This window comes from Kluyvera genomosp. 1 (genome assembly GCF_001266615.1).
GTDB classification, from domain to species: domain Bacteria; phylum Pseudomonadota; class Gammaproteobacteria; order Enterobacterales; family Enterobacteriaceae; genus Kluyvera; species Kluyvera cryocrescens_A.
In genome coordinates this window covers 1-24,368 of the sequence record NZ_LGHZ01000022.1, presented here as the reverse complement: position 1 = coordinate 24,368, position 24,368 = coordinate 1, and the positions used below count along the sequence as shown (strand labels likewise).

Annotated in this window: 20 protein-coding genes; 13 read left to right on the top strand and 7 right to left on the bottom strand. The window is 52.7% G+C overall.

Annotated features, from left to right (window positions below):
- Window positions 1-3 precede the first annotated feature (3 nt).
- The 5 genes from KP80_RS13515 to KP80_RS13495 are packed head-to-tail and all read left to right on the top strand — an operon-like array spanning window position 4 to window position 6,636.
- Window positions 4-867 (top strand): aldose-1-epimerase, encoded by an 864-nt coding sequence (locus KP80_RS13515; RefSeq protein WP_052284173.1) that lies wholly within the window; start codon window positions 4-6, stop codon window positions 865-867.
- A 39-nt stretch (window positions 868-906) separates the two neighbouring features.
- On the top strand, window positions 907-2,925 hold the full coding sequence (locus tag KP80_RS13510) for an alpha-glucosidase (protein ID WP_052284172.1): 2,019 nt from the start codon (window positions 907-909) through the stop codon (window positions 2,923-2,925).
- Between the two features lie 13 nt (window positions 2,926-2,938).
- Window positions 2,939-3,811: a sulfite exporter TauE/SafE family protein gene (locus tag KP80_RS13505; protein ID WP_052284171.1), complete on the top strand. Its 873-nt coding sequence runs from the start codon at window positions 2,939-2,941 to the stop codon at window positions 3,809-3,811.
- 13 nt (window positions 3,812-3,824) lie between these two features.
- A complete protein-coding gene (locus tag KP80_RS13500) occupies window positions 3,825-5,198 on the top strand; it encodes an MFS transporter (protein ID WP_052284170.1) in 1,374 nt (457 codons plus the stop codon).
- A 16-nt stretch (window positions 5,199-5,214) separates the two neighbouring features.
- A complete protein-coding gene (locus tag KP80_RS13495) occupies window positions 5,215-6,636 on the top strand; it encodes an MFS transporter (protein WP_052284169.1) in 1,422 nt (473 codons plus the stop codon).
- A gap of 109 nt (window positions 6,637-6,745) precedes the next feature.
- Here the strand turns inward: KP80_RS13495 and typA are convergent, their stop codons facing one another.
- A complete protein-coding gene (gene typA, locus KP80_RS13490; protein WP_052284168.1) occupies window positions 6,746-8,569 on the bottom strand; it encodes a ribosome-dependent GTPase TypA in 1,824 nt (607 codons plus the stop codon).
- 378 nt (window positions 8,570-8,947) lie between these two features.
- Between typA and glnA the strand changes: the two genes are divergently transcribed.
- The 4 genes from glnA (at window position 8,948) to KP80_RS23105 (ending at window position 13,255) form a co-directional block, all read left to right on the top strand.
- Entirely contained in the window at window positions 8,948-10,357 is a 1,410-nt protein-coding gene (glnA, locus tag KP80_RS13485; RefSeq protein ID WP_052284167.1) for a glutamate--ammonia ligase, read from the top strand.
- 205 nt (window positions 10,358-10,562) lie between these two features.
- Entirely contained in the window at window positions 10,563-11,612 is a 1,050-nt protein-coding gene (gene glnL, locus KP80_RS13480) for a nitrogen regulation protein NR(II) (protein ID WP_052284166.1), read from the top strand.
- 9 nt (window positions 11,613-11,621) lie between these two features.
- The gene (gene glnG / locus KP80_RS13475; RefSeq protein WP_052284165.1) at window positions 11,622-13,034 is read left to right on the top strand and encodes a nitrogen regulation protein NR(I); all 1,413 of its coding nucleotides are present in this window, start codon (window positions 11,622-11,624) and stop codon (window positions 13,032-13,034) included.
- 113 nt (window positions 13,035-13,147) lie between these two features.
- On the top strand, window positions 13,148-13,255 hold the full coding sequence (locus KP80_RS23105) for a YshB family small membrane protein (RefSeq protein ID WP_112202478.1): 108 nt from the start codon (window positions 13,148-13,150) through the stop codon (window positions 13,253-13,255).
- Window positions 13,256-13,334: 79 nt separating this feature from the next.
- Here KP80_RS23105 and hemN read toward each other — a convergent pair whose 3' ends face one another.
- Both hemN and yihI read right to left on the bottom strand, forming a co-directional pair.
- On the bottom strand, window positions 13,335-14,708 hold the full coding sequence (hemN, locus tag KP80_RS13470) for an oxygen-independent coproporphyrinogen III oxidase (RefSeq protein WP_052284164.1): 1,374 nt from the start codon (window positions 14,706-14,708) through the stop codon (window positions 13,335-13,337).
- Between the two features lie 188 nt (window positions 14,709-14,896).
- Window positions 14,897-15,412, bottom strand: a complete 516-nt coding sequence (gene yihI, locus KP80_RS13465; RefSeq protein WP_052284163.1) for a Der GTPase-activating protein YihI — start codon at window positions 15,410-15,412, stop codon at window positions 14,897-14,899.
- A gap of 590 nt (window positions 15,413-16,002) precedes the next feature.
- On the opposite strand from yihI, the gene yihA reads away from it, so the two are divergent.
- On the top strand, window positions 16,003-16,641 hold the full coding sequence (gene yihA, locus KP80_RS13460; protein ID WP_052284162.1) for a ribosome biogenesis GTP-binding protein YihA/YsxC: 639 nt from the start codon (window positions 16,003-16,005) through the stop codon (window positions 16,639-16,641).
- A gap of 371 nt (window positions 16,642-17,012) precedes the next feature.
- On the opposite strand, the gene polA is transcribed toward yihA, so the two are convergent.
- Window positions 17,013-19,805 (bottom strand): DNA polymerase I, encoded by a 2,793-nt coding sequence (gene polA, locus KP80_RS13455; protein WP_052284161.1) that lies wholly within the window; start codon window positions 19,803-19,805, stop codon window positions 17,013-17,015.
- Window positions 19,806-20,201: 396 nt separating this feature from the next.
- Between polA and KP80_RS13450 the strand changes: the two genes are divergently transcribed.
- The gene (locus KP80_RS13450; protein ID WP_052284160.1) at window positions 20,202-21,110 is read left to right on the top strand and encodes an acyltransferase; all 909 of its coding nucleotides are present in this window, start codon (window positions 20,202-20,204) and stop codon (window positions 21,108-21,110) included.
- 15 nt (window positions 21,111-21,125) lie between these two features.
- Here KP80_RS13450 and dsbA read toward each other — a convergent pair whose 3' ends face one another.
- The 3 genes from dsbA to KP80_RS13435 form a co-directional block, all read right to left on the bottom strand.
- Complete coding sequence (gene dsbA, locus KP80_RS13445) at window positions 21,126-21,749, bottom strand: thiol:disulfide interchange protein DsbA (protein WP_052284159.1); 624 nt, start codon at window positions 21,747-21,749, stop codon at window positions 21,126-21,128.
- A 27-nt stretch (window positions 21,750-21,776) separates the two neighbouring features.
- Window positions 21,777-22,763, bottom strand: coding sequence for a serine/threonine protein kinase (locus KP80_RS13440; protein ID WP_052284158.1), 987 nt, complete (start codon window positions 22,761-22,763; stop codon window positions 21,777-21,779).
- Between the two features lie 75 nt (window positions 22,764-22,838).
- Window positions 22,839-23,108: a YihD family protein gene (locus KP80_RS13435; RefSeq protein WP_052284157.1), complete on the bottom strand. Its 270-nt coding sequence runs from the start codon at window positions 23,106-23,108 to the stop codon at window positions 22,839-22,841.
- Between the two features lie 126 nt (window positions 23,109-23,234).
- On the opposite strand from KP80_RS13435, the gene mobA reads away from it, so the two are divergent.
- Complete coding sequence (gene mobA, locus KP80_RS13430) at window positions 23,235-23,762, top strand: molybdenum cofactor guanylyltransferase MobA (protein ID WP_052284241.1); 528 nt, start codon at window positions 23,235-23,237, stop codon at window positions 23,760-23,762.
- Window positions 23,759-24,271: a molybdopterin-guanine dinucleotide biosynthesis protein MobB gene (mobB, locus tag KP80_RS13425; RefSeq protein ID WP_052284156.1), complete on the top strand. Its 513-nt coding sequence runs from the start codon at window positions 23,759-23,761 to the stop codon at window positions 24,269-24,271. The genes mobA and mobB overlap by 4 nt, the downstream gene beginning before the upstream one ends.
- Window positions 24,272-24,368: the final 97 nt, after the last annotated feature.

Genomic DNA, 24,368 nt, shown 5'->3' with positions numbered 1-24,368 from the left:
CTCATGCATAAAAGCGGTAGCACTGTTGCGCTGAACGCCGGGGATTATCAGGCGAAAATCGTCACCGTCGGCGCGGGAATGGCTTCATTGACGCATCGCGGGCGTCACGTCGTGATCCCGCATCGTCCTGAGGAGATGCCGCTGGCGCATCTGGGGAAAGTGCTGATCCCGTGGCCCAATCGGATTACCGACGGGAGTTATCAGCACGACGGTAAAACGCTCCAGCCTGCGATTAACGATCGCGCCGGAAACACGGCGATTCACGGGCTGCTGGCGTGGGTGAACTGGCAGATTGTTGAACAGTCGCCCACCAGCGTGACGCTATCGGCCTTTTTGCCACCGTCCTATGGCTACCCTTTTATGCTGTCCAGCGAAGTGACGTACCAACTGAGCGAGGAGACGGGCCTGAGCGCCCGGATCCTCACGCAGAATATCGGCGACGTCACGGCACCTTACGGGGCGGGCGTGCATCCCTATCTGACGTGCAATCTGCACAGCGTGGATGAGTGTGAATTACGGCTGCCGACCAATCAGCTGTTCGATGTCGCCACCTCGACGCTGGCCACCACTCACGCGCTCGATTTTCAAACTCAACGAAGAATCGCCGCAACCCAAATCGACCACACCTTCACGGTGCCGAAATGCGCCACGCCGTGGCAGGTCACGCTGGCGCACCCTGAGCTGACGGTCTGGTTGCGCTCCAATCAGCTGTGGCTTCAGGTCTATTCCGGCGAAAAGCTCGACCGCAAAGGGCTTGCGGTGGAACCGATGAGTTGCCCGCCGGATGCGTTTAACTCCGGCATTGATGTCGTGCAGCTAAAACCCGGCGAAGCGCACCTGCTCTGGTTTGCTATCGGCGGCGAATAACTAAAAAAACAAACACCTTACCCTACAACGGAGGTCGTCATGGCTTCGCAATACCCTGAACTGCTGCTCCTCGACGATGGCTTTGCGCTGTCGTTTGAACACCGTCTTATTTTACGCCACACCCGCCAGGCACCGTGCCTGTGGATTGGCACCGGAGAAGCCGATATCGAGATGTTTCGCGGCAACTTCAGCATTAAGGACAAGCTGAACGAGAAAATTGCCCTGACCGACGCCAGTGTGACGAAGCAAGGCGCAGGCTGGACGATCCGCTTTTCCCGTGGCGAGACTACCGCGACGCTGCATATCGGTCAGGACGACACAGGCCGCCTACAGCTAAAACTGCACAACGATAACGCCAGCCATAACCGTATCTGGCTGCGTCTGGCCGCCAAACCCGAAGACCATATCTACGGCTGCGGCGAGCAGTTCTCGTATTTCGATCTGCGCGGCAAACCGTTCCCACTGTGGACCAGCGAACAGGGCGTGGGGCGCAATAAGAAAAGCCACGTCACCTGGCTTGCGGACTGCAAAGAAAACGCGGGCGGCGACTATTACTGGACCTTCTTCCCGCAGCCGACGTTTGTCAGCACGCAAAAATACTACTGCCACGTCGATAACAGCGGCTACATGAACTTCGATTTCAGCGATCCTGAGTTTCACGAGCTGGCATTCTGGGAAGATAACGCCACGCTGCGCTTCGAATGTGCAGAAACTTACGTCGATCTGCTGGAAAAACTCACGGCGCTGTTAGGGCGTCAGCCGGAACTGCCGGACTGGGTGTATGACGGCGTGACGCTCGGCGTTCAGGGTGGCACCGAAGTGTGTCAGCAAAAGCTCGATACGATGCGCAATGGCGGCGTGAAGGTTAACGGCATCTGGGCGCAGGACTGGTCCGGTATCCGCATGACCTCGTTCGGCAAGCGCGTGATGTGGAACTGGAAGTGGAATCAGGAACTTTATCCGCAGTTGGATGAACGGATCGCGCAGTGGAAACGCGAAGGCGTGCAGTACCTTACCTACATCAACCCGTATGTCGCGAGCGACCGCGATTTGTGTGCCGAAGCCGCGAAGCGCGGGTATCTGACCAAAGACGCGCAGGGGAATGATTATCACGTTGAATTTGGTGAGTTCTACGCGGGCGTGGTCGATCTGACAAACCCCGAAGCGTACGAGTGGTTTAAAGGGGTGATCAAACAAAACCTGATTGGCCTTGGCTGCGGCGGCTGGATGGCGGACTTCGGGGAATATCTGCCAACCGACACGTTCCTGCGCAACGGCATCAGCGCTGAAATCATGCATAACGCCTGGCCTGCGCTGTGGGCGAAGTGCAACTACGAAGCGCTGGAGGAAACCGGCAAGCTCGGCGAGACGCTGTTCTTTATGCGTGCGGGCTATACCGGCAGCCAGAAGCATTCATTGATGATGTGGGCAGGCGATCAGAACGTCGACTGGAGTCTGGACGATGGCCTGGCCTCAGTGGTACCGGCGGCGCTTTCCCTCGGCATGACCGGGCATGGCCTGCACCACAGCGACATCGGCGGCTACACCACCCTGTTCGAGATGAAACGCAGCAAAGAGCTGCTGCTGCGCTGGTGTGATTTCAACGCCTTTACGCCGATGATGCGCACCCACGAAGGCAATCGCCCCGGCGATAACTGGCAGTTCGACAGCGATGCCGACACCATCACCCATTTCGCCCGCATGACCACCGTCTTCACCACGCTGAAACCTTATATCAAACAAGCCGTTGCCCAGAACGCAAAAAGCGGCCTGCCGGTGATGCGCCCGCTGTTCCTGCACTACGAAGACGATGCCCGCACTTACGATCTGAAATACCAGTATCTGTTCGGGCGCGATGTGCTGGTGGCACCGGTTCACGAACAGGGCCGCAGTGACTGGACGGTGTATCTGCCGCAGGACAGCTGGATCCATGCGTGGACGGGCAAAGAGTATCGCGGCGGCGAAGTGACTGTCGCGGCCCCGCTCGGCCAGCCGCCTGTTTTTTATCGTGCTCATAGCGAATGGCAGCCGCTTTTCGCTCAGCTTCGCGCTTTGTAAGCAGAGGTGAACGATGGACTTTTTCACTCTATTCACGCCGGACGGCATTCAGCTTGATTACAGCGTGATGGCGATCGTCATCGCCATTATGTTTATGTACACCTTTGTCGGCATTTGCGCGGGCTTTGGCGGCGCGCTGACCACCATGCCGCTGATCACCCTGCTGCTGCCGTTAAAAATGGCGGCGCCGATGTCGGTGATTGTCGGCACGGCAACGGCGCTGTACGCCACCTGGCTGTCGCGCAAGGAAACCAACTGGAAATCGGCGCTGGTGCTGATCCTGTTCTCCTTTGCGGGCATTCCGGTGGGCATTTACGCGCTCTCTTATCTGCCCGATCACATCATGAAAATCGGGCTTGGCGCCTTCCTGATCCTCTACTCCTTCTACAGCCTGTTTATTCCGCGCTTACCTGTGTATGACAAAAACTGGATTGCGATGCCGATAGGCGTGATCGCCGGGGCGCTGGGCTCGGCCTTTTCCACCAACGGGCCGCCAGTCGTGATTTACGGCATGCTGCGTAATCTGGCTCCGGCGGCGTTTCGCGGCACGCTCAATGCGTTCTTCACCGCCAACAACATCGCCATTATCGGCGGGCTGACCACCAGCGGCATTCTGACGATTTCCACCCTCAAGCTGGTGCTGTTCTGCGTGCCAACGATGATCCTCGGCTCACTGGTGGGACAGTACGTCCATAAGCGTATTCCGGTGAATGTCTTCCGGGTGATGGTCTTTTTACTGCTGATCGCCTCAGGTGCGATGCTGATCAAAGGTGCGACGGGCATTTCCGCGCTGAGCGCATTGCTGCCTGCTTTCGGGCTGCTGCTGGTGCTGCAACTGCTGTTTGGCAAAAAGGTCGCGGCGATCCGCGCGGCCAATCAGGCTTAATGGGGAACAGAACATGTCTGAGAACACTGGCGATCCGGCTCGTTTGCGCCTGCCGTTTAAAGAGAAGCTGGCCTATGGGATGGGCGATTTAGGCTCAAATATCCTGCTGGATATTGGCACGCTTTATCTGCTGAAGTTCTACACCGACGTGCTGGGGCTGCCCGGCACCTACGGCGGGATCATCTTCCTGGTGGCGAAATTCTTTACCGCGTTTACCGATATGGGTACCGGGATCATGCTCGATTCCCGCAAGAAGATTGGCCCGATGGGCAAGTTCCGCCCCTTCGTGCTGTATGCAGCGTTCCCGGTGACGCTGCTGGCGATTGCGAACTTTGTCGGCACACCGTTTGATGTGACAGGCAAGACTATCATGGCGACGCTGCTGTTTATGCTGTACGGGCTGGTATTCAGCATGATGAATTGCTCTTACGGCGCGATGGTGCCGGCGATCACCAAAAACCCGGATGAACGTGCATCGCTCGCGGCGTGGCGGCAAGGCGGCGCGACGCTCGGCCTGCTGCTGTGTACCGTTGGCTTTGTGCCCGTGATGAACCTGATTGAGAGCAGCCCGCAGGCCGGGTACATCTTCGCCGCCACGCTGTTTTCCCTGTGCGGTTTGCTGTGCATGTGGGCCTGTTTTTCGGGTGTGAAAGAGCGTTACGTCGAAGCGCCCTCGGCGCACAAACCCGGGCTATTGCAGTCTTTCCGGGCGATTGCCGGAAACCGCCCGCTGTTTATTCTCTGCATCGCCAACCTATGTACGCTCGGCGCGTTCAACGTCAAACTCGCTATTCAGGTTTATTACACCCAGTACGTGCTCAACGACCCGATCTTGCTGTCGTGGATGGGCTTTTTCAGCATGGGCTGCATTTTCATCGGCGTGTTCCTGATGCCCGGCGCGGTGCGGCGCTTCGGCAAGAAAAAGGTCTATATTGGCGGGTTGCTGATTTGGGTGGCGGGCGATTTGCTCAACTACACGCTGGGCGGCAGTTCGGTGAGCTTTGTGGCGTTCTCCTGCCTGGCTTTTTTCGGCTCGGCGTTCGTCAACAGCCTGAACTGGGCGCTGGTTTCCGACACCGTGGAGTACGGCGAGTGGCGCACGGGCGTGCGCTCCGAAGGCACGGTCTATACCGGTTTTACCTTCTTTCGCAAAGTCTCCCAGGCGCTGGCAGGCTTTTTCCCTGGCATGATGCTGACGCAAATCGGCTATGTGCCTAACGCTGTGCAGTCCACCAGCACCGTGGAAGGCCTGCGCGAACTGATTTTCATCTGGCCTTGTACGCTGGCGGTGATCACCATTGTGGCGATGAGCTGTTTCTATAACCTCAACGAGAAAATGTACATCCGTATCGTTGAGGAGATAGCACTGCGTAAGCGCACGGCCTGAGCCACGAGGAGCGATGATGACCTATCCCGATCCGTTAACCCTGAAGCTGAGCCTGCGCGAGAAATGCGCCTACGGCGTTGGCGATCTGGGTTCTAACCTGATGTTGAGCATTGGCACGCTGTACCTGCTGAAGTTCTATACCGACAAGCTGGAAATGCCAGCGGTGTATGGCGGCATCATTTTTCTGGTGGCGAAGTTCTTTACGGCGTTCACCGATATGCTGACCGGCGTGCTGCTGGACTCGCGGCGCAATGTTGAAACGAAAGGGAAATTCAGGCCATTTATTCTTTATGCATCGCTGCCCGTCGCCGTGGTCGCTTCGGCGCAGTTTATGGCGAACGATTTCGACATGACGGTGAAAATCGCCCTCGCCACCACGCTGTTTATGCTGTTCGGCCTGTTCTACAGCCTGATGAACTGCTCTTACGGTGCGATGGTTCCGGCCATCACCAAAAACCCGCAGGAACGCGCGCATCTGGCGGCGTGGCGTCAGGGCGGTGCCACGCTTGGGCTGCTGTTGTGTACGGTCGGGTTTATGCCCCTTCAGGCGCTGTTCACTGACCAGCCGTCGATGGGGTATCTGGTGGCTGCGCTGGTTTTCGCCACGGGCGGGCTGTTCTGCATGTGGTGGTGCTATAGCGGCGTGAAAGAGCGTTACGTCGAGGCCGCGCCCGATCATCACAAACCTAGCATGCTGAAATCGTTCTGTGCCATCTTCCGCAACCCGCCGCTGCTGGTGCTGTGCCTCGCCAACCTCTGCACGCTGGCGGCGTTCAACATCAAGCTCGCTATTCAGGTCTATTACACCCAGTACGTGCTGAACGATGTGCATCTGCTGTCGTGGATGGGCTTTTTCAGCATGGGCTGCATTTTGATTGGCGTGCTGCTGGTGCCGACGGCGGTCAAACGCTTTGGCAAGAAGCAGGTTTATCTTGGCGGATTGATCCTGTGGGCAGTGGGCGATGTGCTGAATTTTGTCTGGGGCAGTACGTCGACGCTGTTTGTGGCGTTTTCGTGCATGGCCTTTTTCGGCACGGCGTTCGTTAACAGCCTGAACTGGGCGCTGGTGCCGGATACCGTGGATTATGGCGAGTGGAAAACGGGCATTCGCGCTGAGGGGTCGGTCTACACCGGTTATACCTTCTCACGCAAAATCTCCGCCGCGCTGGCGGGTTTTCTTCCTGGGATTATGCTCACGCAAATTGGCTATGTGCCAAACATCGCACAAAGCGCCGGAACGCTGCTGGGCCTGCGCCAGCTGATTTTCCTTTGGCCGTGCGGGCTGGCTATTCTGGCGGCGCTCACGATGGGATTCTTTTATAAGCTCAACGAAGCCCGGTTTGCTTTGATAATTGAGGAAATAACCCAAAGAAAGAAAAAAAATCTACAGCCGTGTATTAACAGCAATAACAACAGTACTCCTACCGTAAACGTATAAAAGCCATTGCCGCTAGTTACCAATGGCTTACCCATGCCTGTCAGGTGTGGAACAGGCAAAAAAAAACCTGCCATTGCTGGCAGGTTTTTGTATCCGTTAAAGAGAGAAATTAATCTTCTTTAGGACCACGGTTCGCACGTTTGCGATCGTTTTCAGTCAGGTGACGTTTACGGATACGGACAGAAGTTGGGGTCACTTCTACCAGTTCGTCGTCATCGATGAATTCCAGAGCTTGCTCCAGAGTCATTTTCAGCGCTGGGACCAGAGTGGTGGCTTCGTCAGTACCGGAAGCACGCATGTTGGTCAGTTTCTTACCGGTCAGGCAGTTTACAGTCAGGTCGTTAGAACGGCTGTGAATACCGATGATCTGACCTTCGTAAACTTCTGCACCGTGGCCCAGGAACAGCTTACCGCGGTCCTGCAGGCTGAACAGTGCGAACGCAACTGCTTTACCCTGGCCATTGGAGATCAGTACGCCATTCTGACGCTGGCCCACTTCGCCCGGACGAACATCGTCGTAATGGCTGAAGGTGGAGTACAGCAGGCCGGTACCGGAAGTCATGGTCATGAATTCGTTACGGAAGCCAATCAGGCCACGGCTTGGGATCACGTAGTCGAGACGTACGCGGCCTTTTCCGTCTGGATTCATGTTTTTCAGGTCGCCTTTACGCTCACCCAGTGCCTGCATGACAGAACCCTGGTGCTGCTCTTCGACGTCCAGCGTTACGTTTTCGAATGGCTCTTGTTTACGACCATCGATTTCGCGGAAGATAACTTTCGGACGGGAAACCGCCATTTCGAAACCTTCACGACGCATGTTTTCAATCAGAACGGACAGGTGCAGTTCACCACGGCCAGAAACGCGGAACGCATCAGCGTCTTCGGTTTCTTCAACGCGCAGTGCCACGTTGTGTACCAGTTCTTTCTTCAGACGGTCAAGAATCTGACGAGAAGTAACGTATTTACCTTCTTTACCACAGAATGGAGAGGTGTTGACGTTGAAGAACATGGTTACGGTTGGTTCATCTACAGACAGCGCTGGCAGCGCTTCAACATTCTGCGGGTCGCAGATGGTGTCAGAGATGTTCAGTTCGCCCAGACCAGTGATTGCGATGATATCGCCCGCTTCTGCCTGGTCGCTATCAATACGCTCCAGACCCAGGTGAGTCAGAACTTTACCGACTTTACCGTTACGGGTTTTGCCTTCGCTATCAATGATAGTGATCTGCTGGTTTGGCTTCACTTTACCGCGTTTGATACGGCCGATACCGATAACACCAACGTAGTTGTTGTAGTCCAGCTGGGAGATTTGCATCTGCAGCGGGCCATCCAGGTCTACGTCTGGAGCCGGTACGTGATCAACGATAGCTTGATACAGCGGGGTCATATCTGCCGCCATATCTTCGTGATCAACACCCGCAATACCATTCAGCGCGGAAGCATAAATGATAGGGAAGTCCAGCTGTTCGTCGGTCGCGTCAAGGTTAACGAACAGGTCGAATACCTGGTCAACAACCCAATCAGGACGTGCGCCTGGACGGTCAACTTTGTTGATAACAACGATAGGCTTCAGACCGTGGGCAAATGCTTTTTTGGTCACGAAGCGCGTCTGCGGCATCGGGCCATCCATTGCATCAACAACCAGCAGCACGGAGTCAACCATGGACATGACGCGCTCAACTTCACCACCGAAGTCGGCGTGCCCTGGGGTATCAACGATGTTGATACGGTAATCATTCCATTTGATTGCGGTGTTTTTCGCGAGGATGGTAATCCCACGCTCTTTCTCCAAATCGTTGGAGTCCATCACACGCTCTTGTGTTTCAGCACGCGCATCAAACGTACCGGATTGCTGCAGCAGCTTATCAACCAGGGTAGTTTTACCATGGTCAACGTGCGCGATGATGGCGATGTTACGCAAATTTTCGATCACAACTTTGCCTCGGGCATTAGAAATAGCGCGTTATTGTACACGGATTAATCGCACTACAAAACAGGATCACAGAGATCCTCCGCAAACAAGTATTGCAGAGTTTCTTTGTGATCGCTTTCACGGAGCATAAAAAGGGCACCTAATCGCAATTTGCACCAATATGGTGCTCAACAATCACAGATAAGCACTATAATGGTGCAAACAAGCTATCGTGGTGCAGCCCTTTTGCACTATGGTGCGCATGATAACGCCTTTTGGGGGTAATTTAAAAGTTGGCACAGATTTCGCTTTATCTTTTTTAAGGCAACAACGCCAATTAAGCAGTGATTGAAGACCTCGTTACCACGACGACAATGATAAATCCGGGAGATGTTAAGTATGTCCGCTGAACACGTTTTGACGATGCTGAACGAGCACGAAGTGAAGTTTGTTGATTTGCGCTTCACCGATACCAAAGGTAAAGAACAGCACGTCACTATTCCTGCTCATCAGGTGAATGCCGAATTCTTTGAAGAAGGCAAAATGTTTGACGGCTCCTCAATCGGCGGCTGGAAAGGCATTAACGAATCAGACATGGTTCTGATGCCAGATGCTTCTACTGCGCTCATTGACCCGTTCTTTGAAGAATCTACCCTGATCATTCGTTGCGACATCCTGGAACCAGGTACGCTGCAGGGCTACGACCGCGACCCACGCTCCATCGCAAAACGCGCTGAAGAATACCTGCGCGCTACCGGCATCGCGGACACCGTTCTGTTCGGGCCAGAGCCAGAATTCTTCCTGTTTGATGACATTCGTTTCGGCGCATCCATCTCTGGTTCCCACGTAGCTATCGATGATATCGAAGGCGCATGGAACTCCTCCACCAAATACGAAGGTGGTAACAAAGGTCACCGTCCTGGTGTGAAAGGCGGTTACTTCCCAGTTCCTCCGGTCGACTCTTCCCAGGACATCCGTTCTACCATGTGTCTGATCATGGAAGAGATGGGCCTGGTTGTTGAAGCACACCACCACGAAGTGGCGACTGCTGGCCAGAACGAAATCGCTACCCGCTTTAACACCATGACCAAAAAAGCGGACGAAATTCAGATCTACAAATACGTTGTTCACAACGTGGCTCATCGCTTCGGTAAAACTGCGACCTTCATGCCAAAACCAATGTTTGGCGATAACGGTTCCGGTATGCACTGCCACATGTCTCTGTCCAAGAACGGCGTGAACCTGTTCTCCGGTGACAAATATGCCGGTCTGTCCGAGCAGGCGCTGTTCTACATCGGTGGTGTTATCAAACACGCTAAAGCGATCAACGCCCTGGCGAACCCAACCACCAACTCCTACAAGCGTCTGGTCCCAGGCTACGAAGCCCCAGTTATGCTGGCTTACTCTGCCCGTAACCGTTCTGCTTCTATCCGTATCCCAGTGGTTGCTTCTCCGAAAGCACGCCGTATTGAAGTGCGCTTCCCGGATCCAGCAGCTAACCCATACCTGTGCTTCGCAGCACTGCTGATGGCGGGTCTTGACGGTATCAAGAACAAAATCCACCCAGGCGAAGCCATGGACAAAAACCTGTACGATCTGCCGCCAGAAGAAGCGAAAGAGATCCCACAGGTTGCAGGCTCTCTGGAAGAAGCACTGAATGCGCTGGACGCAGACCGTGAATTCCTGACTGCGGGTGGCGTATTCACTGATGAAGCTATCGACGCTTACATCACGCTGCGTACCGAAGAAAATGACCGTGTACGCATGACGCCGCACCCGGTTGAGTTCGAACTGTACTACAGCGTTTAAGAAAATTTGAGTTGTACTGTCCAGCTGACATCGCGCCATGACCACCAGGCTCTGGCGCAATGCCTGGAATTGAGTTGCCGTGGAAACTTTCAGCCCATCTCAGGATGGGCTTTTTTCTCCACCAACAACCTGATCTTTCGCGCTTTTTAGCAATAAAAAGCTATACTGCACTAAAACAGTGCAAGCCTTTTCAGGAGACTGCTAAATGGCAACAGGCGCACTGCCCGATGCTGGGCAGATCCTCAATTCGTTAATCAACAGCATCCTCCTGGTCGATGACGACCTGGCCGTTCACTACGCGAACCCTGCCGCCCAGCAGTTGCTGGCACAAAGCGCGCGTAAGCTTTTTGGCACCCCGTTACCTGAGCTCCTGAGCTATTTTTCGCTCAATATTGGCCTGATGCAGGAAAGCCTGCAAACGGGTCAGGGTTTTACCGATAACGAGGTGACGCTGGTCATCGACAGTCGTTCACACATTCTCTCGCTCACGGCGCAGCGTCTGCCGGATGGTTATATTCTGCTGGAAATGGCGCCGATGGATAACCAACGCCGTTTAAGCCAGGAGCAGCTCCAGCACGCTCAGCAAATCGCGGCGCGCGATCTGGTACGTGGCCTTGCGCATGAGATAAAAAATCCGCTAGGTGGCTTACGCGGCGCAGCACAGCTATTAAGCAAAGCACTGCCCGACCCGGCACTAACGGAATACACCAACGTTATTATCGAACAGGCCGACCGCCTGCGTAATTTGGTTGACCGCCTGCTTGGGCCGCAGCATCCCGGGACACACGTCACGGAAAGTATCCATAAAGTCGCCGAGCGTGTGGTGAAGCTGGTGTCAATGGAGCTGCCGGATAACATCAAGCTGGTGCGTGATTACGATCCAAGCCTGCCGGAGCTTCCACACGATCCTGACCAAATAGAACAAGTTCTGCTGAATATTGTGCGTAACGCCCTTCAGGCTTTAGGGCCAGAAGGCGGCGAAATTGTCCTGCGCACCCGCACGGCTTTTCAGCTCACGCTTCACGGCGTTCGCTACCGCCTGGCAGCCCGCATCGATGTTGAAGATAACGGCCCTGGCATTCCATCCCATTTACAGGACACCCTGTTCTATCCGATGGTCAGCGGTCGTGAAGGTGGCACCGGGCTGGGTCTGTCGATTGCGCGCAGCCTTATCGATCAGCACTCCGGCAAAATTGAATTTACCAGTTGGCCGGGCCATACCGAGTTCTCGGTTTACCTGCCAATTAAAAAATAAGGTGTGTTTATGCAACGAGGGATAGTCTGGGTCGTAGATGACGATAGCTCCATCCGTTGGGTGCTTGAACGCGCACTCACCGGCGCGGGGCTGACCTGTACCACGTTTGAAGGCGGGAAAGAAGTGCTCGACGCACTGGCGACCAAAACGCCTGACGTGCTGATGTCCGATATTCGTATGCCCGGAATGGACGGTCTGGCACTGTTAACGCAAATCAAACAGCGCCATCCGATGCTTCCGGTCATCATAATGACGGCGCACTCCGATCTGGATGCCGCCGTCAGCGCCTACCAGCAAGGGGCGTTTGATTACCTGCCAAAACCGTTTGATATCGACGAAGCGGTTGCGCTGGTTGAGCGCGCCATTAGCCACTACCAGGAACAGCAGCAGCCACGCAACGTTCAGGTTAACGACCCGACAACCGATATTATCGGTGAAGCGCCGGCAATGCAGGATGTGTTCCGCATTATTGGTCGCCTTTCTCGTTCTTCAATCAGCGTATTGATTAACGGTGAATCTGGTACCGGTAAAGAGCTGGTTGCTCATGCGTTGCACCGCCACAGCCCGCGTGTAAAGGCACCGTTTATCGCGCTGAATATGGCGGCGATCCCGAAAGACCTGATTGAGTCCGAGCTGTTTGGGCATGAGAAAGGGGCTTTTACCGGCGCCAATACCGTACGCCAGGGGCGTTTTGAACAGGCCGATGGCGGCACCCTCTTCCTCGATGAGATCGGCGATATGCCGATGGATGTGCAAACTCGCCTGCTGCGCGTACTGGCCGATGGCCAATTCTACCGCGTCGGCGGCTATGCTCCGGTGAAAGTGGATGTGCGTATTATTGCCGCCACCCATCAGAACCTTGAACAGCGGGTGCAGGAAGGTAAATTCCGTGAGGACTTATTCCACCGTCTGAACGTCATCCGCGTGCATCTGCCGCCTCTGCGCGAGCGCCGGGAAGATATTCCCCGCCTGGCGCATCATTTCCTGCAGGTTGCCGCACGGGAACTCGGTGTTGAAGCCAAACTGCTGCATCCCGAAACCGAAGCGGCGCTCACCCGCCTCGCCTGGCCGGGTAACGTACGTCAACTGGAGAACACCTGCCGCTGGTTAACGGTAATGGCTGCAGGACAAGAAGTGCTGATTCAGGATCTGCCCAGCGAGCTGTTTGAAGCCAGCATGCCCGACAGCACCACCTCTTCTTCGCTCCCGGATAGCTGGGCCACGCTGCTGGCACAGTGGGCGGACCGTGCACTACGTTCCGGTCATCAAAACCTGCTTTCTGAAGCACAGCCAGAGATGGAACGTACGCTGCTCACCACCGCGCTGCGTCATACGCAGGGGCATAAACAGGAAGCGGCTCGCCTGCTCGGCTGGGGTCGTAATACCCTGACGCGTAAGTTGAAAGAGTTAGGAATGGAGTAAGGCCTGGGTGAAGTGTAAATATTGCTCGATTCGCGCAAACTGCTGCAATTTTATACTTTACTGTTCCGATGAGTTAAGTATCATGCTGCCCGGCAATCCACGGGGGGACGAAAATGCTTGAATCATTGATTAACCTGGCGTCGAGCGGCGCTGCTGGTCATTCGCCGCAAACGGCGATGGCTGCGGTACTTTGCGCAGCGCTGGTTGGGCTGTTTAGCTAATTTTGTGCTGGATGGCGCTAACGCCCACCCAGCCATATGTAGAACAGGCCCGGTCGGCGCAATGCCTCCGGGCTGTTTTTTAGATGACCCGAGAGAACTGCTGCATCCGCGCCTTTTGACGCAGGTAAGCATCAAAGCACATGCAAATATTACGAATCAACAGACGACCTTTTGCGGTCACCTGAATCCCGCTCTCATCAACGTCCACCAGCCCATCGTTCGCTAGAGGCGCCAATAGCGCCAGATCCTCAGCAAAGTATTCGCTAAAGTTCAGATCCCACTGCTGTTCTATCGCCGCAAAATTCAGGCCGAAATTACAAATTAGCGCCTTAATCACGTCACGACGAATACAGTCATCACGGGTCAACGCAATACCGCGCCACAGCGCATTCCCCTGCTCAGCCACCTGCTGATAGTAAAGCTTCAGCTCTTTTTGGTTCTGCGCATAGCAGTCGCCAATCATGCTGATGGCGGAAACGCCCATACCCAGCAAGTCAGTATCACCCTGGGTGGTGTAGCCCTGGAAGTTGCGGTGCAGTACGCCTTCACGCTGCGCCACCGCCAGTTCATTGTCCGGGCGTGCGAAGTGATCCATGCCGATAAACTGATAGCCGGCATCGGTCAGTGAGCCAATGGTCTCCTGTAGGATATCCAGCTTCTGCTGCGCTGACGGCAGATCGGCATCTTTGATTTTACGCTGCGCGGCAAACAGCGTCGGCAGATGTGCGTAGTTAAACACGCTCAGGCGGTCGGGATTCAGCTCGGCAACGCGTTTTAAAGTGAAGGCAAAACTTTCCGGCGTCTGCTTTGGCAGGCCATAGATCAGATCGATATTGGTCGAAGTGAAGCCAATTTCACGCGCGCGGTTGAGCAACGCAAAGATAAATTCTTCATCCTGTTCGCGGTTCACCAGCCGCTGCACTTCTTTGTTGAAGTCCTGCACACCCATGCTCAGGCGGTTGAAGCCTTCACTGCGCAGATGGTCAATCACATCCAGCTCGATTTCGCGCGGGTCGACTTCAATCGAAATCTCCGCGTCTGCATCGAAATGGAAGCACTCGCGTAGCAGCGTCATCAGGCGGCTGATTTGCGCTTTATTCAGATAGGTAGGAGTACCACCGCCCCAGTGCAATTGGCTGACATGACGCCCGGAAAACAGCGGCGCACGCTGGCGGATTTCCTGTTCCAGAACGTCGAGATATTGATCGGCTTTGTGCTGCTGCCGGGTGACGATTTTATTGCAGCCGCAGAAATAACAAAGCTTATGGCAGAACGGGATATGCACGTACAGCGACAGAGGCCGTTCTGGATAACGCGCAACGGCGTTAACAAACTCGCTTTCGCCAAAGGCGTCAGAGAATTCCAGCGCGGTGGGATATGAGGTATAGCGTGGCCCGGAATAGTTGTATTTCTGGATCAGGGCCAGATCCCAGTCGATTAACTGCACAGACATGCTCACTCCTTGCGATGGTGTCGAGAACGACGACGGCTTGCCGGCGTGGCCGCACTACTGCGCCACAGCCGGTTGCGCAGCCAACTTTGACGCCGCGACAACCGTCGTAGTTTAACGAATAACCACCCCAGATAACATACAACCAAAAGGGTTATAAGCAGGACCGGCAGGCCAATCGGGTGCAAACGTTAGTTTCCACCTCGCAGCAGACGCATCATGTCTTCCTTGCCCTCTTCTTCCTCTTCTTCTTCATCATCGTCGTAAGAGAGGCCAAGCTGCTGCATCAGCTCATCAATTCTGTCCAGTTTGGCATCAACCCACTTCTGGTCTTCAGCAGACAGGACTTCATCATTTTCAAGGCGTTCCAGCAGCGCATCCAGGCGCTCATCACTCTCCAGCATATCCAGCTCGGCCTGCGGTGAAAGCATAGGTTTCTCGCTCTTCGGTTTGGGCTGTTTAACCACTGGCGCGTCGGTAACGCCCAGCGCTATCGGTTTTTTACTACCAATACGAGGATCTTGTTGCTGCTTTTGTTTGTTACCGCCGGATGCACCGCCAGTGCCGTTCGCACGGCTACCCGCCGCGTTACCACGGTGCTTTTTGTCGTTTTTACGATCGCGAGCTTCCAGGTTCAGTTCTTCACGCGTTTTACGGCGCTGTTTGCCCGGAGCTTTACTGCGCGGTGCAGAGGTTGGTTTTTTCATGATGTCAGTCTTTAAGCCGTTTTATTCAGTATAGAATTGAGCCGGAATCTAGCAGAAAGCAAACAAAGAAAAAAGGCGACAGAGTAATCTGTCGCCTTTTTTCCTGACTCACAACCCATTACGGGTTCTACATTCCATGTTGGCTTACAACGCGCCCTGTTTATCCGTTAGCTTTATAACAGTCCCTGTTATTGTTCCCTATCCTTGCGTAACGTCTCCAGACGCTTGTCTTCCTGACAGATTCCGTAGGTCTTCGCCTCCTGGCGTTCCTGACCCCTCATCCTGAGTCTAATTCCTTCTGGCTCCCTCGCCGATGGGTGCTACTTTACCGTGTTGCGTTAAACTAACAAGCAATGAAAGAGAGGAAAACCGACAAATCAGATAATTGAACACTCATAACATGATGATTTTAAATAACACGGCTATTTTATCGTCAGAGATTTCTCTTATATTTCTCATAGCAACAATGGCAAATATCCTACACACGCAGGGGCTTCGGCTTACAGTGAATACGCTCTGAGGAAAACCAGCCTTTTTCTGCCGATCGGGTATAATCGCCCCTATTGCCTGATTTAACGGAGATAACCGTTTTGACTAACCTGAACTATCAACAGACGCATTTTGTGACAAGTGCGCCTGATATCCGTCACTTACCTTCCGATACTGGAATCGAAGTGGCCTTCGCTGGCCGTTCCAATGCAGGGAAATCCAGCGCCCTGAATACGCTGACCAATCAAAAAAGCCTGGCTCGTACCTCCAAAACGCCAGGACGTACCCAGCTCATCAACCTGTTTGAAGTGGTTGAAGGTAAGCGCCTTGTCGACCTGCCGGGATATGGCTACGCGCAGGTACCTGAAGAGATGAAAATCAAATGGCAGAAAGCGCTGGGTGAATACCTGGAAAAACGCCTGTGTCTAAAAGGATTAGTCATTCTGATGGATATCCGCCATCCGCTGAAGGATCTCGACCAGCAGATGATCGAATGGGCTGTCGCCAGTGATATTCAGGTTCTGGTGCTGTTGACCAAGGCTGATAAGCTGGCAAGCGGTGCGCGTAAAGCGCAGCTCAATCAGGTCCGTGAAGCTGTTGTTGCCTTTAATGGCGACGTGCAGGTTGAAGCATTTTCTTCGCTGAAAAAACTGGGCGTCGACAAACTGCGTCAGAAGCTGGATAGCTGGTATAGCGAGATTCCACCGCAGGAAGAGCCAGAAGAGGCAGCAGCAGAGTAACCCCGTCTTAATCCCGGATAGTGGCGCCTGGCGCCCTGTTCCGGGCCCGCACCATCCCTTCATTTGACCCCATCGTGACCGTCATGACTGATGCGAAAACTTTTCTTTCGCCCAATAAAAAACGCCCCAGTCATTACTGACTGGGGCGGCTAAAATATTCAGCCAAATCCGATTACGTGAAGTAAAAGGTCTGAAAGATAGAACATCTTACCTCTGTACCCTACGAGATTAACTCTACTCTTTTTTACGTTTCACAGAAAGCATTTTTTGTAGTTTTTTTTCACTAGTTACATAACGAATTCTAATGTTCATCACAAAATTAGATAAGTTATGTTGCTTACTTACATAAAACGACGTTTATCATCGAACACTTAATGCGCTTGATCCCAGTTTTCGCCGCTGCCAACTTCCACCAGCAGTGGGACATCGAGCTTAGTGCTGTTTTCCATCAATTCATGCACTTTCTTCGCTACCGCATCAACATCATCTTTATGCACTTCAAAGATCAATTCATCGTGTACTTGCATGATCAGACGTACGCGTGGCTTCTCATCTTCTAACCAGCGATCGACGGCAATCATCGCTCGCTTGATAACGTCAGCAGCCGTCCCCTGCATTGGGGCGTTAATCGCCGCACGCTCAGCGCCGGCACGACGCGCACCGTTGCTGGATTTGATGTCGGGAAGATACAGACGGCGCCCGTCCAGGGTTTCGACATATCCCTGATCTTTCGCCTGTGCACGCGTGCGTTCCATATAATCAAGTACGCCCGGATAACGTTCGAAGTAGAGATCCATGTACTTCTGCGCTTCTTTACGCGGAATATTCAGCTGACGCGCCAGACCGAAAGCGCTCATGCCGTAAATCAGACCAAAGTTTATCGCCTTCGCGCTGCGACGCTGTTCACTGCTGACGCTATCCAGTGGTAGGCCAAACACTTCGGCCGCCGTGGCACGGTGAATGTCTTTGCCTTCCGCAAATGCCTTCAGCAAACCTTCGTCACGGGATAGGTGCGCCATAATACGCAGTTCAATTTGCGAGTAGTCCGCAGACACGATGACGTAATCCTCCGGCGCAATAAACGCCTGGCGAATACGGCGGCCTTCTTCGCTACGTACCGGAATATTTTGCAGGTTAGGATCGGTAGAAGAAAGACGCCCAGTCGCGGTCACCGCCTGGTGATAGGAGGTATGGACACGCCCGGTTTTCGGGTTAATCATCAGCGGCAGCTTGTCGGTATAGGTCGACTTCAGTTTCGCCAGCCCACGATACTCAAGAATCACTTTTGGCAGCGGGTAATCCAGCGCCAGCTCCTCGAGCACCTCTTCAGAGGTGGACGGTGCGCCGCCCGGCGTTTTCTTCAGCGGCTTAATGCCCTGTTTTTCAAACAGGATCGTCTGCAACTGTTTTGGCGAAGAGAGGTTAAATTCTTCACCGGCAATCTCGTAGGCTTTTTGCTCTAGCTCAACCAGACGCTTGGCGATTTCCTGTGAATGTGCGTGCAGCACCGTCGGGTTAATTTTTACCCCATTGCGTTCAATACGCGACAGCACCGGCACCAGCGGCATTTCAATCTCATTGAAGATACGCAGTGGCCCTTCAATTTTCTGGAGCTTCGGCCACATTTTCAGGTGCAGCTGCAGGGTGACGTCCGCATCCTCCGCGGCATAGCGCCCCGCTTCTTCCAGTGCAATCTGGTTAAAGGTCAGCTGATTTTTACCTTTACCGGCAATCTCTTCAAAGGTGATGGTTTTATGTTTCAACCAGCGGTCGGAGAGACTGTCCATATCATGGCGGCCGGCAACGCTATCCAGGGTATAGGACTCGAGCATGGTATCGAAGGCAATTCCGCGCAGCTCGATGCCATAGTTAGCGAGAATCCCGCGATCGAACTTCAGATTCTGGCCAACTTTCAGTAGGTTGTTATCTTCCAGCAGCGGTTTAAGCAGCTCCAACACGTGCTCACGGGAGATTTGCTCCGGCGCATCAAGGTAGTCATGGGCGACCGGCACATACGCTGCAACACCAGGCTCAATAGCAAACGACAGTCCGACCATATTGGCGGAAATGTTATCGAGGCTATCAGTTTCAGTATCAAAGGCGAATAGCGGCGCTTTTTTCAGCTTTTCGATCCACGCCAGCAACGTTTCTTCATCAAGAATAGTGACATAATTTTCCGAAGAAAGTGTTGTCGCAATCTCTTCCTCTACCGGCTCAGTGGATGTCACTGCTGTTTGGGATGGTTTTGCGGCAGGCTTACTGCCTTTAGCCTGCATCCAGGTACCGGATTCAACGTCGGTAATCCAACGCTTAAATTCATACTTTTTAAACAGTTCCAGCAATTCGTCGGCTGATGGCGGCGAGACGGTCAGCTGCTCACAGCCCAATTCCAGTTCCACGTCAGTTTTGATCGTGGCCAGCTTGTAGGAGAGATAAGCGAGATCCTTATTCTGCTCAAGTTTCGCCGCCATGGTTTTCGCACCACGGAAGGTCAGTCCGGCAATTTTCTCCGGCTCGCCATACAGAGCATCCAACCCACCCAGACCTTGCAGCAACGCCTGTGCGGTTTTCTCACCCACGCCAGGTACGCCGGGGATGTTATCCGAAGAGTCGCCCATCAGTGCGAGGAAATCGATAATTAGCTCTGGCGGCACGCCATATTTCGCCACCACTTCCTCAGGACCCAGGATCGTATTGGTCATGGTATTGATGAGCGTAATACCCGGCGTCACAAGCTGCGCCATATCTTTATCACCCGTGCTGATAAGCACCGGGCGGCCAATTTTTTCAGCTTCCCGTGCCAGCGTACCGATAACGTCATCGGCCTCAACGCCGGAAACCGCCATCAACGGCAGGCCCATCGCTTTCACCATGGTGTGCAGTGGTTCAATCTGTGCACGCAGATCGTCCGGCATCGGCGGACGATGTGATTTGTAGTCCTCAAACAGTTCATCACGGAAGGTTTTCCCCTTCGCATCAAAAACCACAACCGCATGCGTCGGCTGATACTGCAAGATCAAGCTACGCAGCATATTTAAAACACCATACATGGCGCCAGTTGGCTCGCCCGCACGGTTAGTCAGCGGTGGGAATGCATGATATGCCCGATAGAGATAAGAGGAGCCATCAACGAGGATAAGAGGGTTTTCTGGGATCTGAACCATAATTTCCGTGCCTGTTTATCAGATTATGGGTAAAGGATGCCACAGACAGCATGAAAACATGAATTTTTCGCCAAAATAACGTGAAAAGATTTAGAGATCTCCGCGATCGCACGCAAAACAAATTGTGGATAAGTTTGTGAATAGTTTTATTTTATTCATAACATATAATATGTAACCCAGAGTTAAATAAAAAATAATTCTTATTTTTCAGTTAATTAAATAAAGATCATTACAATAGATCACAGTTTGATGATAATTCACACAATGTGGATAGACATGATGCTCTTTTTTCTATTCTGCTAAGACCCATCATTTAACGCGTTTTCTGGTAAAATCAGCGCCTTGTGTTCTTTTATCTGTGCACGTTAAATAACTAACTATCTGAATAAACAAACTATGTCGAGACTGCTCGCAGCGATAACACTACCTATTAGTATCGCGCTTACCATTTTATTGACGATATTGTGCTCTATTCCCATCATCCTCGCAGGGATCGTCAAGCTCATCCTCCCTGTCCCGGCGATCTGGCGTTCAGTCTCGGTATTTTGTAATTTTATGATGTACTGCTGGTGCGTGGGTCTTGCCGCGCTGCTGCATTTTAATCCCTGGCTCAAATGGGATATCCAGGGACTGGATACCTTAAATAAGAAAAATTGGTATCTGCTTATCTGTAATCACCACAGCTGGGCAGACATCGTGGTGCTGTGCGTTATTTTCCGTAATCACATTCCGATGAATAAGTATTTCCTCAAGCAACAGCTGGCCTGGGTGCCGTTTATGGGGTTGGCATGCTGGGCTCTGGATATGCCGTTTATGCGCCGCTATTCACGCAGCTATCTGATTCGCCACCCTGAACGTCGCGGTAAAGATGTTGAAACCACTCGCCGCTCGTGTGAAAAATTCCGCGTCCACCCGACGACTATCGTTAATTTTGTAGAAGGGTCACGATTCACGCCAGAAAAACGTCTGCAGACCCGCTCTCCGTATAATAACCTGCTGCCGCCAAAAGCAGCCGGCATTGCAATGGCATTGAATGTACTGGGCTCTCAGTTTGATAAGTTGCTGGACGTCACCCTGTGCTATCCAGAAAACGATAAGACACCCTTCTTCGATATGTTGAGTGGGAAACTGACGCGTATCGTCGTTCGGGTCAATCTGCGCCCTATCGATCCAGAACTGCACGGCGATTATGTTGGGGATAAGAATTTCAAACGGCGCTTTCAGCTTTGGCTGAATGCGTTATGGGAAGAGAAAGATCAGCAGATAAAGACAATCAAAGCAGAGTACAAAAACGCCGGTCAATGACCGGCGTTTTCTTTTTTATTTTTTCTCAACAAGCTGTTTTACGGCATCAGCATACTGAGCAACAAAGACATCCATATTGCTGGTGTCCATGCCCTGCGGATTCAGCTGGTATTTACCGTTAACAAACATCGCCGGAACGCCCTGAAGCTGAAGGTCGGCAGCCGCTTTTTCCTGCTGAGCAACCATCGATTTCACCACGAAGCTATTCCATGCAGCGTCGTAATCATCGCCTTTCACGCCAGCGTTGATGAAGACGTTACGAATATCAGCCACGGTCTGAACCGTTTGTGTTTTCTGCACGGCTTCAAACATTGGTGCGGTTACCTTGTCTTCAACACCCAGCGCCATCGCAACCGCCCACGCCTGAGTCAGGTCTTTGCCCAACGGGCCCAGGAACTCAACGTGGTACTTGGTCATTTTGACACCTTCAGGAAGCTTTTTCCGCACGTTATCAGAAACGTGCAGAACTTCCTCAAACTGATAGCAATGCGGGCAGTAGAAGGAGAAGAACTCCAGCACTTGCGGCTCACCTGCAACCGGTTTATCGATGGTAATATATTGTTTGCCTTCGGTAATCTGAGCAGCAGATGCGCTGAATGCCAGAATCATACCTGCCAGCGCAAGCCAAACCTTTTTCATAACTCACTCTCTCCTGACTGTGTCGAATTAATACATTGGCGTTAGCTGTAGAGGGGGTTCTTGCAGAACCTTCACCTGCTCAACGAAAGTAGCAATCTGCCGATGCCAGAAATCTTCCCCGGTTAACCAAGGAAAATTTTTCGGAAATGCAGGGTCATCCCAACGCCTGATAATCCAGGCAAGATAATAAACCAACCGCATTGCGCGTAAAGGCTCAATCAGCGCTAATTCATCTGAATTAAAGCTGCTGAATTCTTCGTAAGCCTCTACGATCATTTCAAGCTGCATACGTCTCTCAGCAAGAGAGCCATTAAGCAGCATCCAAAGATCCTGAACTGCGGGGCCATTGCGCGCGTCATCAAGATCGACAAACATCGGGCCATCGCGCCAGAGAATATTCCCGGCATGACAGTCGCCATGTAAGCGCAATACATCAAAACGCCCATGCCACTGCCCCATGACAGCATCAATCAGGTCATCAGTGGCTTTCAGAAAATGGTCTTTTAAGGCCGCAGGAACCAGTGCCGAATGTTCAAACACGGCGCGAGGTTCAATAAGATACTCTTTAACACCAATATCAGGACGCGCCACAAAGCGCGATTTTCGCCCTGTCTGATGCAGCCGGCCAAGATAGCGTCCAACCCATTCCATCTGGTCCAGATTATCAGACTCAAACTGCCGGCCCCCCACGCTCGGGAAGACGGTGAAATAAAAACCATCATGGGTTAACAGCGTTTTATCGTTAAAGGCGAGCGGAGCTGCGACCGGTACATCGTCTCGTACCAGCTCCAGCGCAAACTGATGCTCTTCGAGAATCTGCGCGGCAGACCAGCGCTCCGGACGATAGAATTTCACCACCATACGACGGCGATCTTCATCCTGAAACTGGTAAACCCGGTTCTCATAGCTGTTTAGTGGAGTGAGACCAGAGTCCACCCGGATGCCCTGTTCAAATAGGGCATCGATAATAGTGTCCGGGTGGAGTGTCTGGAAAGTGAAAGCCTTGTCGTTCATCCTGACATCCGTTAACGATACGAATGAGTCAGGATATCATTTCGCAGCGAGTTGAGCGGCACTGCTTACAACCTTTTACTCTTTAATCACACCACGCGCGCGCAGCAGCGCGGTTTTGAAATCTTCTTCATAATCTTTCTGAATACCCGGGATCACCGCGTCTTTAGCCGAGTCACGCATTTTCAGATGGTAGATCAGGATATCGTCCGTTAAATCGGCCAATTCACCGTCATAGCCTGACTCTTTCGCCAGTTTCTGCAAAAATTGCATAAGATTCAACTCAGGCTCTTTCTGCCAGGCTGGCTGGAGGAGTTCAATAACTTCATTCAGACGTTTACATTTCATGGTCGTGCTCCTTACGCTTGATGAAGATACGGTAGCAGGGTAAACCCCACAATAAAAGAGGCGATAGCAGTGAAAGCAAAGAGCCAGATAACCGGCGTAGTGCTGGCAGGTGGCAAAGCCTCCAGAATGGGTGGGCAGGATAAAGGATTGGTACTGCTTAACGATAAGCCCCTCTGGCAGCACGTGGCCGACCGTCTACGTCCTCAGGTAGGCGCCATCGTGATCAGCGCCAACCGTAACCTATCAATCTATCAGGCAAGTGGTTTACCGGTCATTAGCGACATACTCTCTGATTATCCAGGACCACTCGCCGGTATTTTATCGGTTATGCAGCAGGTTCCTGACGAATGGTTTCTCTTCTGTCCCTGCGACACCCCTTTCATCCCCTTAAACTTAGCGGAGCGATTGGACGACAAACGTCTCCAGGCACCCGTTGTTTGGGTACATGATGGAGAACGCGATCATCCAGCCGTGGTGTTAGCACATCGTTGTCTTGCACCAAAAATCGAAGCCTATCTGGCTCGTGGCGATCGGAGAGTAATGGTCTTTATGCGCGAAGTTGGCGGTCATTCTGTCGATTTTAGCGACATGAAACCAGCATTTCATAACATGAATACCCCTGACGATTTACTGAAAAATCAGGTGGCAAAATGATTCCACTATTAGCGGTCGCCGCCTGGAGTGGTACAGGAAAAACAACACTCCTTAAGAAATTAATACCGGAACTCTGCGCGCACGGTATTCGCCCAGGGCTTATTAAACATACTCATCACAATATGGATGTCGATAAACCCGGTAAAGATAGTTATGAATTACGCAAAGCCGGGGCTGCGCAGACTCTGGTTGCCAGTAAGCAGCGCTGGGCGCTGATGACGGAAACTCTGGAAGAACAGGAACTCGATCTCGGGTGGCTTGTGAGCCGGATGGATGCGTCAAAATTGGATCTGGTACTGGTCGAAGGGTTCAAACATGAAGCTGTCGCCAAGATTTTACTCTTTCGGGAAGCGGCAGGACATAGCGTGAGCGATCTGGTCATTGATGAACATACGATAGCGGTGGCCAGCGATACTGTATTAGACGTTGGCGTACCAGTTCTCAATCTGAACGAGCTGCCGGAAATAGTGGCGTTTATAGTTAATTGGCTGTCACATCAGAACGACTAACAACCTATTGGCTACTATTCAGTAGCCAATTGCGTATCACCGTCGCATTTGCAATGAGCTAAATTCATTTTACCAACGTGCAGACGCAAAAAAGCCC

Bases quoted from the DNA above. Each gene is read 5' to 3' on its own strand.
- KP80_RS13505 (WP_052284171.1), top strand. From the start codon at position 2,939: ATGGACTTTTTCACTCTATTCACGCCGGACGGCATTCAGCTTGATTAC.
- glnG (WP_052284165.1), top strand. From the start codon at position 11,622: ATGCAACGAGGGATAGTCTGGGTCGTAGATGACGATAGCTCCATCCGT.
- yihI (WP_052284163.1), bottom strand. From the start codon at position 15,412: ATGAAAAAACCAACCTCTGCACCGCGCAGTAAAGCTCCGGGCAAACAG.
- KP80_RS13515 (WP_052284173.1), top strand. From the start codon at position 4: ATGCATAAAAGCGGTAGCACTGTTGCGCTGAACGCCGGGGATTATCAG.
- KP80_RS13510 (WP_052284172.1), top strand. From the start codon at position 907: ATGGCTTCGCAATACCCTGAACTGCTGCTCCTCGACGATGGCTTTGCG.
- KP80_RS23105 (WP_112202478.1), top strand. From the start codon at position 13,148: ATGCTTGAATCATTGATTAACCTGGCGTCGAGCGGCGCTGCTGGTCAT.
- hemN (WP_052284164.1), bottom strand. From the start codon at position 14,708: ATGTCTGTGCAGTTAATCGACTGGGATCTGGCCCTGATCCAGAAATAC.
- KP80_RS13435 (WP_052284157.1), bottom strand. From the start codon at position 23,108: ATGAAATGTAAACGTCTGAATGAAGTTATTGAACTCCTCCAGCCAGCC.
- glnL (WP_052284166.1), top strand. From the start codon at position 10,563: ATGGCAACAGGCGCACTGCCCGATGCTGGGCAGATCCTCAATTCGTTA.
- dsbA (WP_052284159.1), bottom strand. From the start codon at position 21,749: ATGAAAAAGGTTTGGCTTGCGCTGGCAGGTATGATTCTGGCATTCAGC.
- KP80_RS13440 (WP_052284158.1), bottom strand. From the start codon at position 22,763: ATGAACGACAAGGCTTTCACTTTCCAGACACTCCACCCGGACACTATT.
- mobB (WP_052284156.1), top strand. From the start codon at position 23,759: ATGATTCCACTATTAGCGGTCGCCGCCTGGAGTGGTACAGGAAAAACA.
- KP80_RS13450 (WP_052284160.1), top strand. From the start codon at position 20,202: ATGTCGAGACTGCTCGCAGCGATAACACTACCTATTAGTATCGCGCTT.
- KP80_RS13500 (WP_052284170.1), top strand. From the start codon at position 3,825: ATGTCTGAGAACACTGGCGATCCGGCTCGTTTGCGCCTGCCGTTTAAA.
- mobA (WP_052284241.1), top strand. From the start codon at position 23,235: ATGGGTGGGCAGGATAAAGGATTGGTACTGCTTAACGATAAGCCCCTC.
- polA (WP_052284161.1), bottom strand. From the start codon at position 19,805: ATGGTTCAGATCCCAGAAAACCCTCTTATCCTCGTTGATGGCTCCTCT.
- glnA (WP_052284167.1), top strand. From the start codon at position 8,948: ATGTCCGCTGAACACGTTTTGACGATGCTGAACGAGCACGAAGTGAAG.
- KP80_RS13495 (WP_052284169.1), top strand. From the start codon at position 5,215: ATGACCTATCCCGATCCGTTAACCCTGAAGCTGAGCCTGCGCGAGAAA.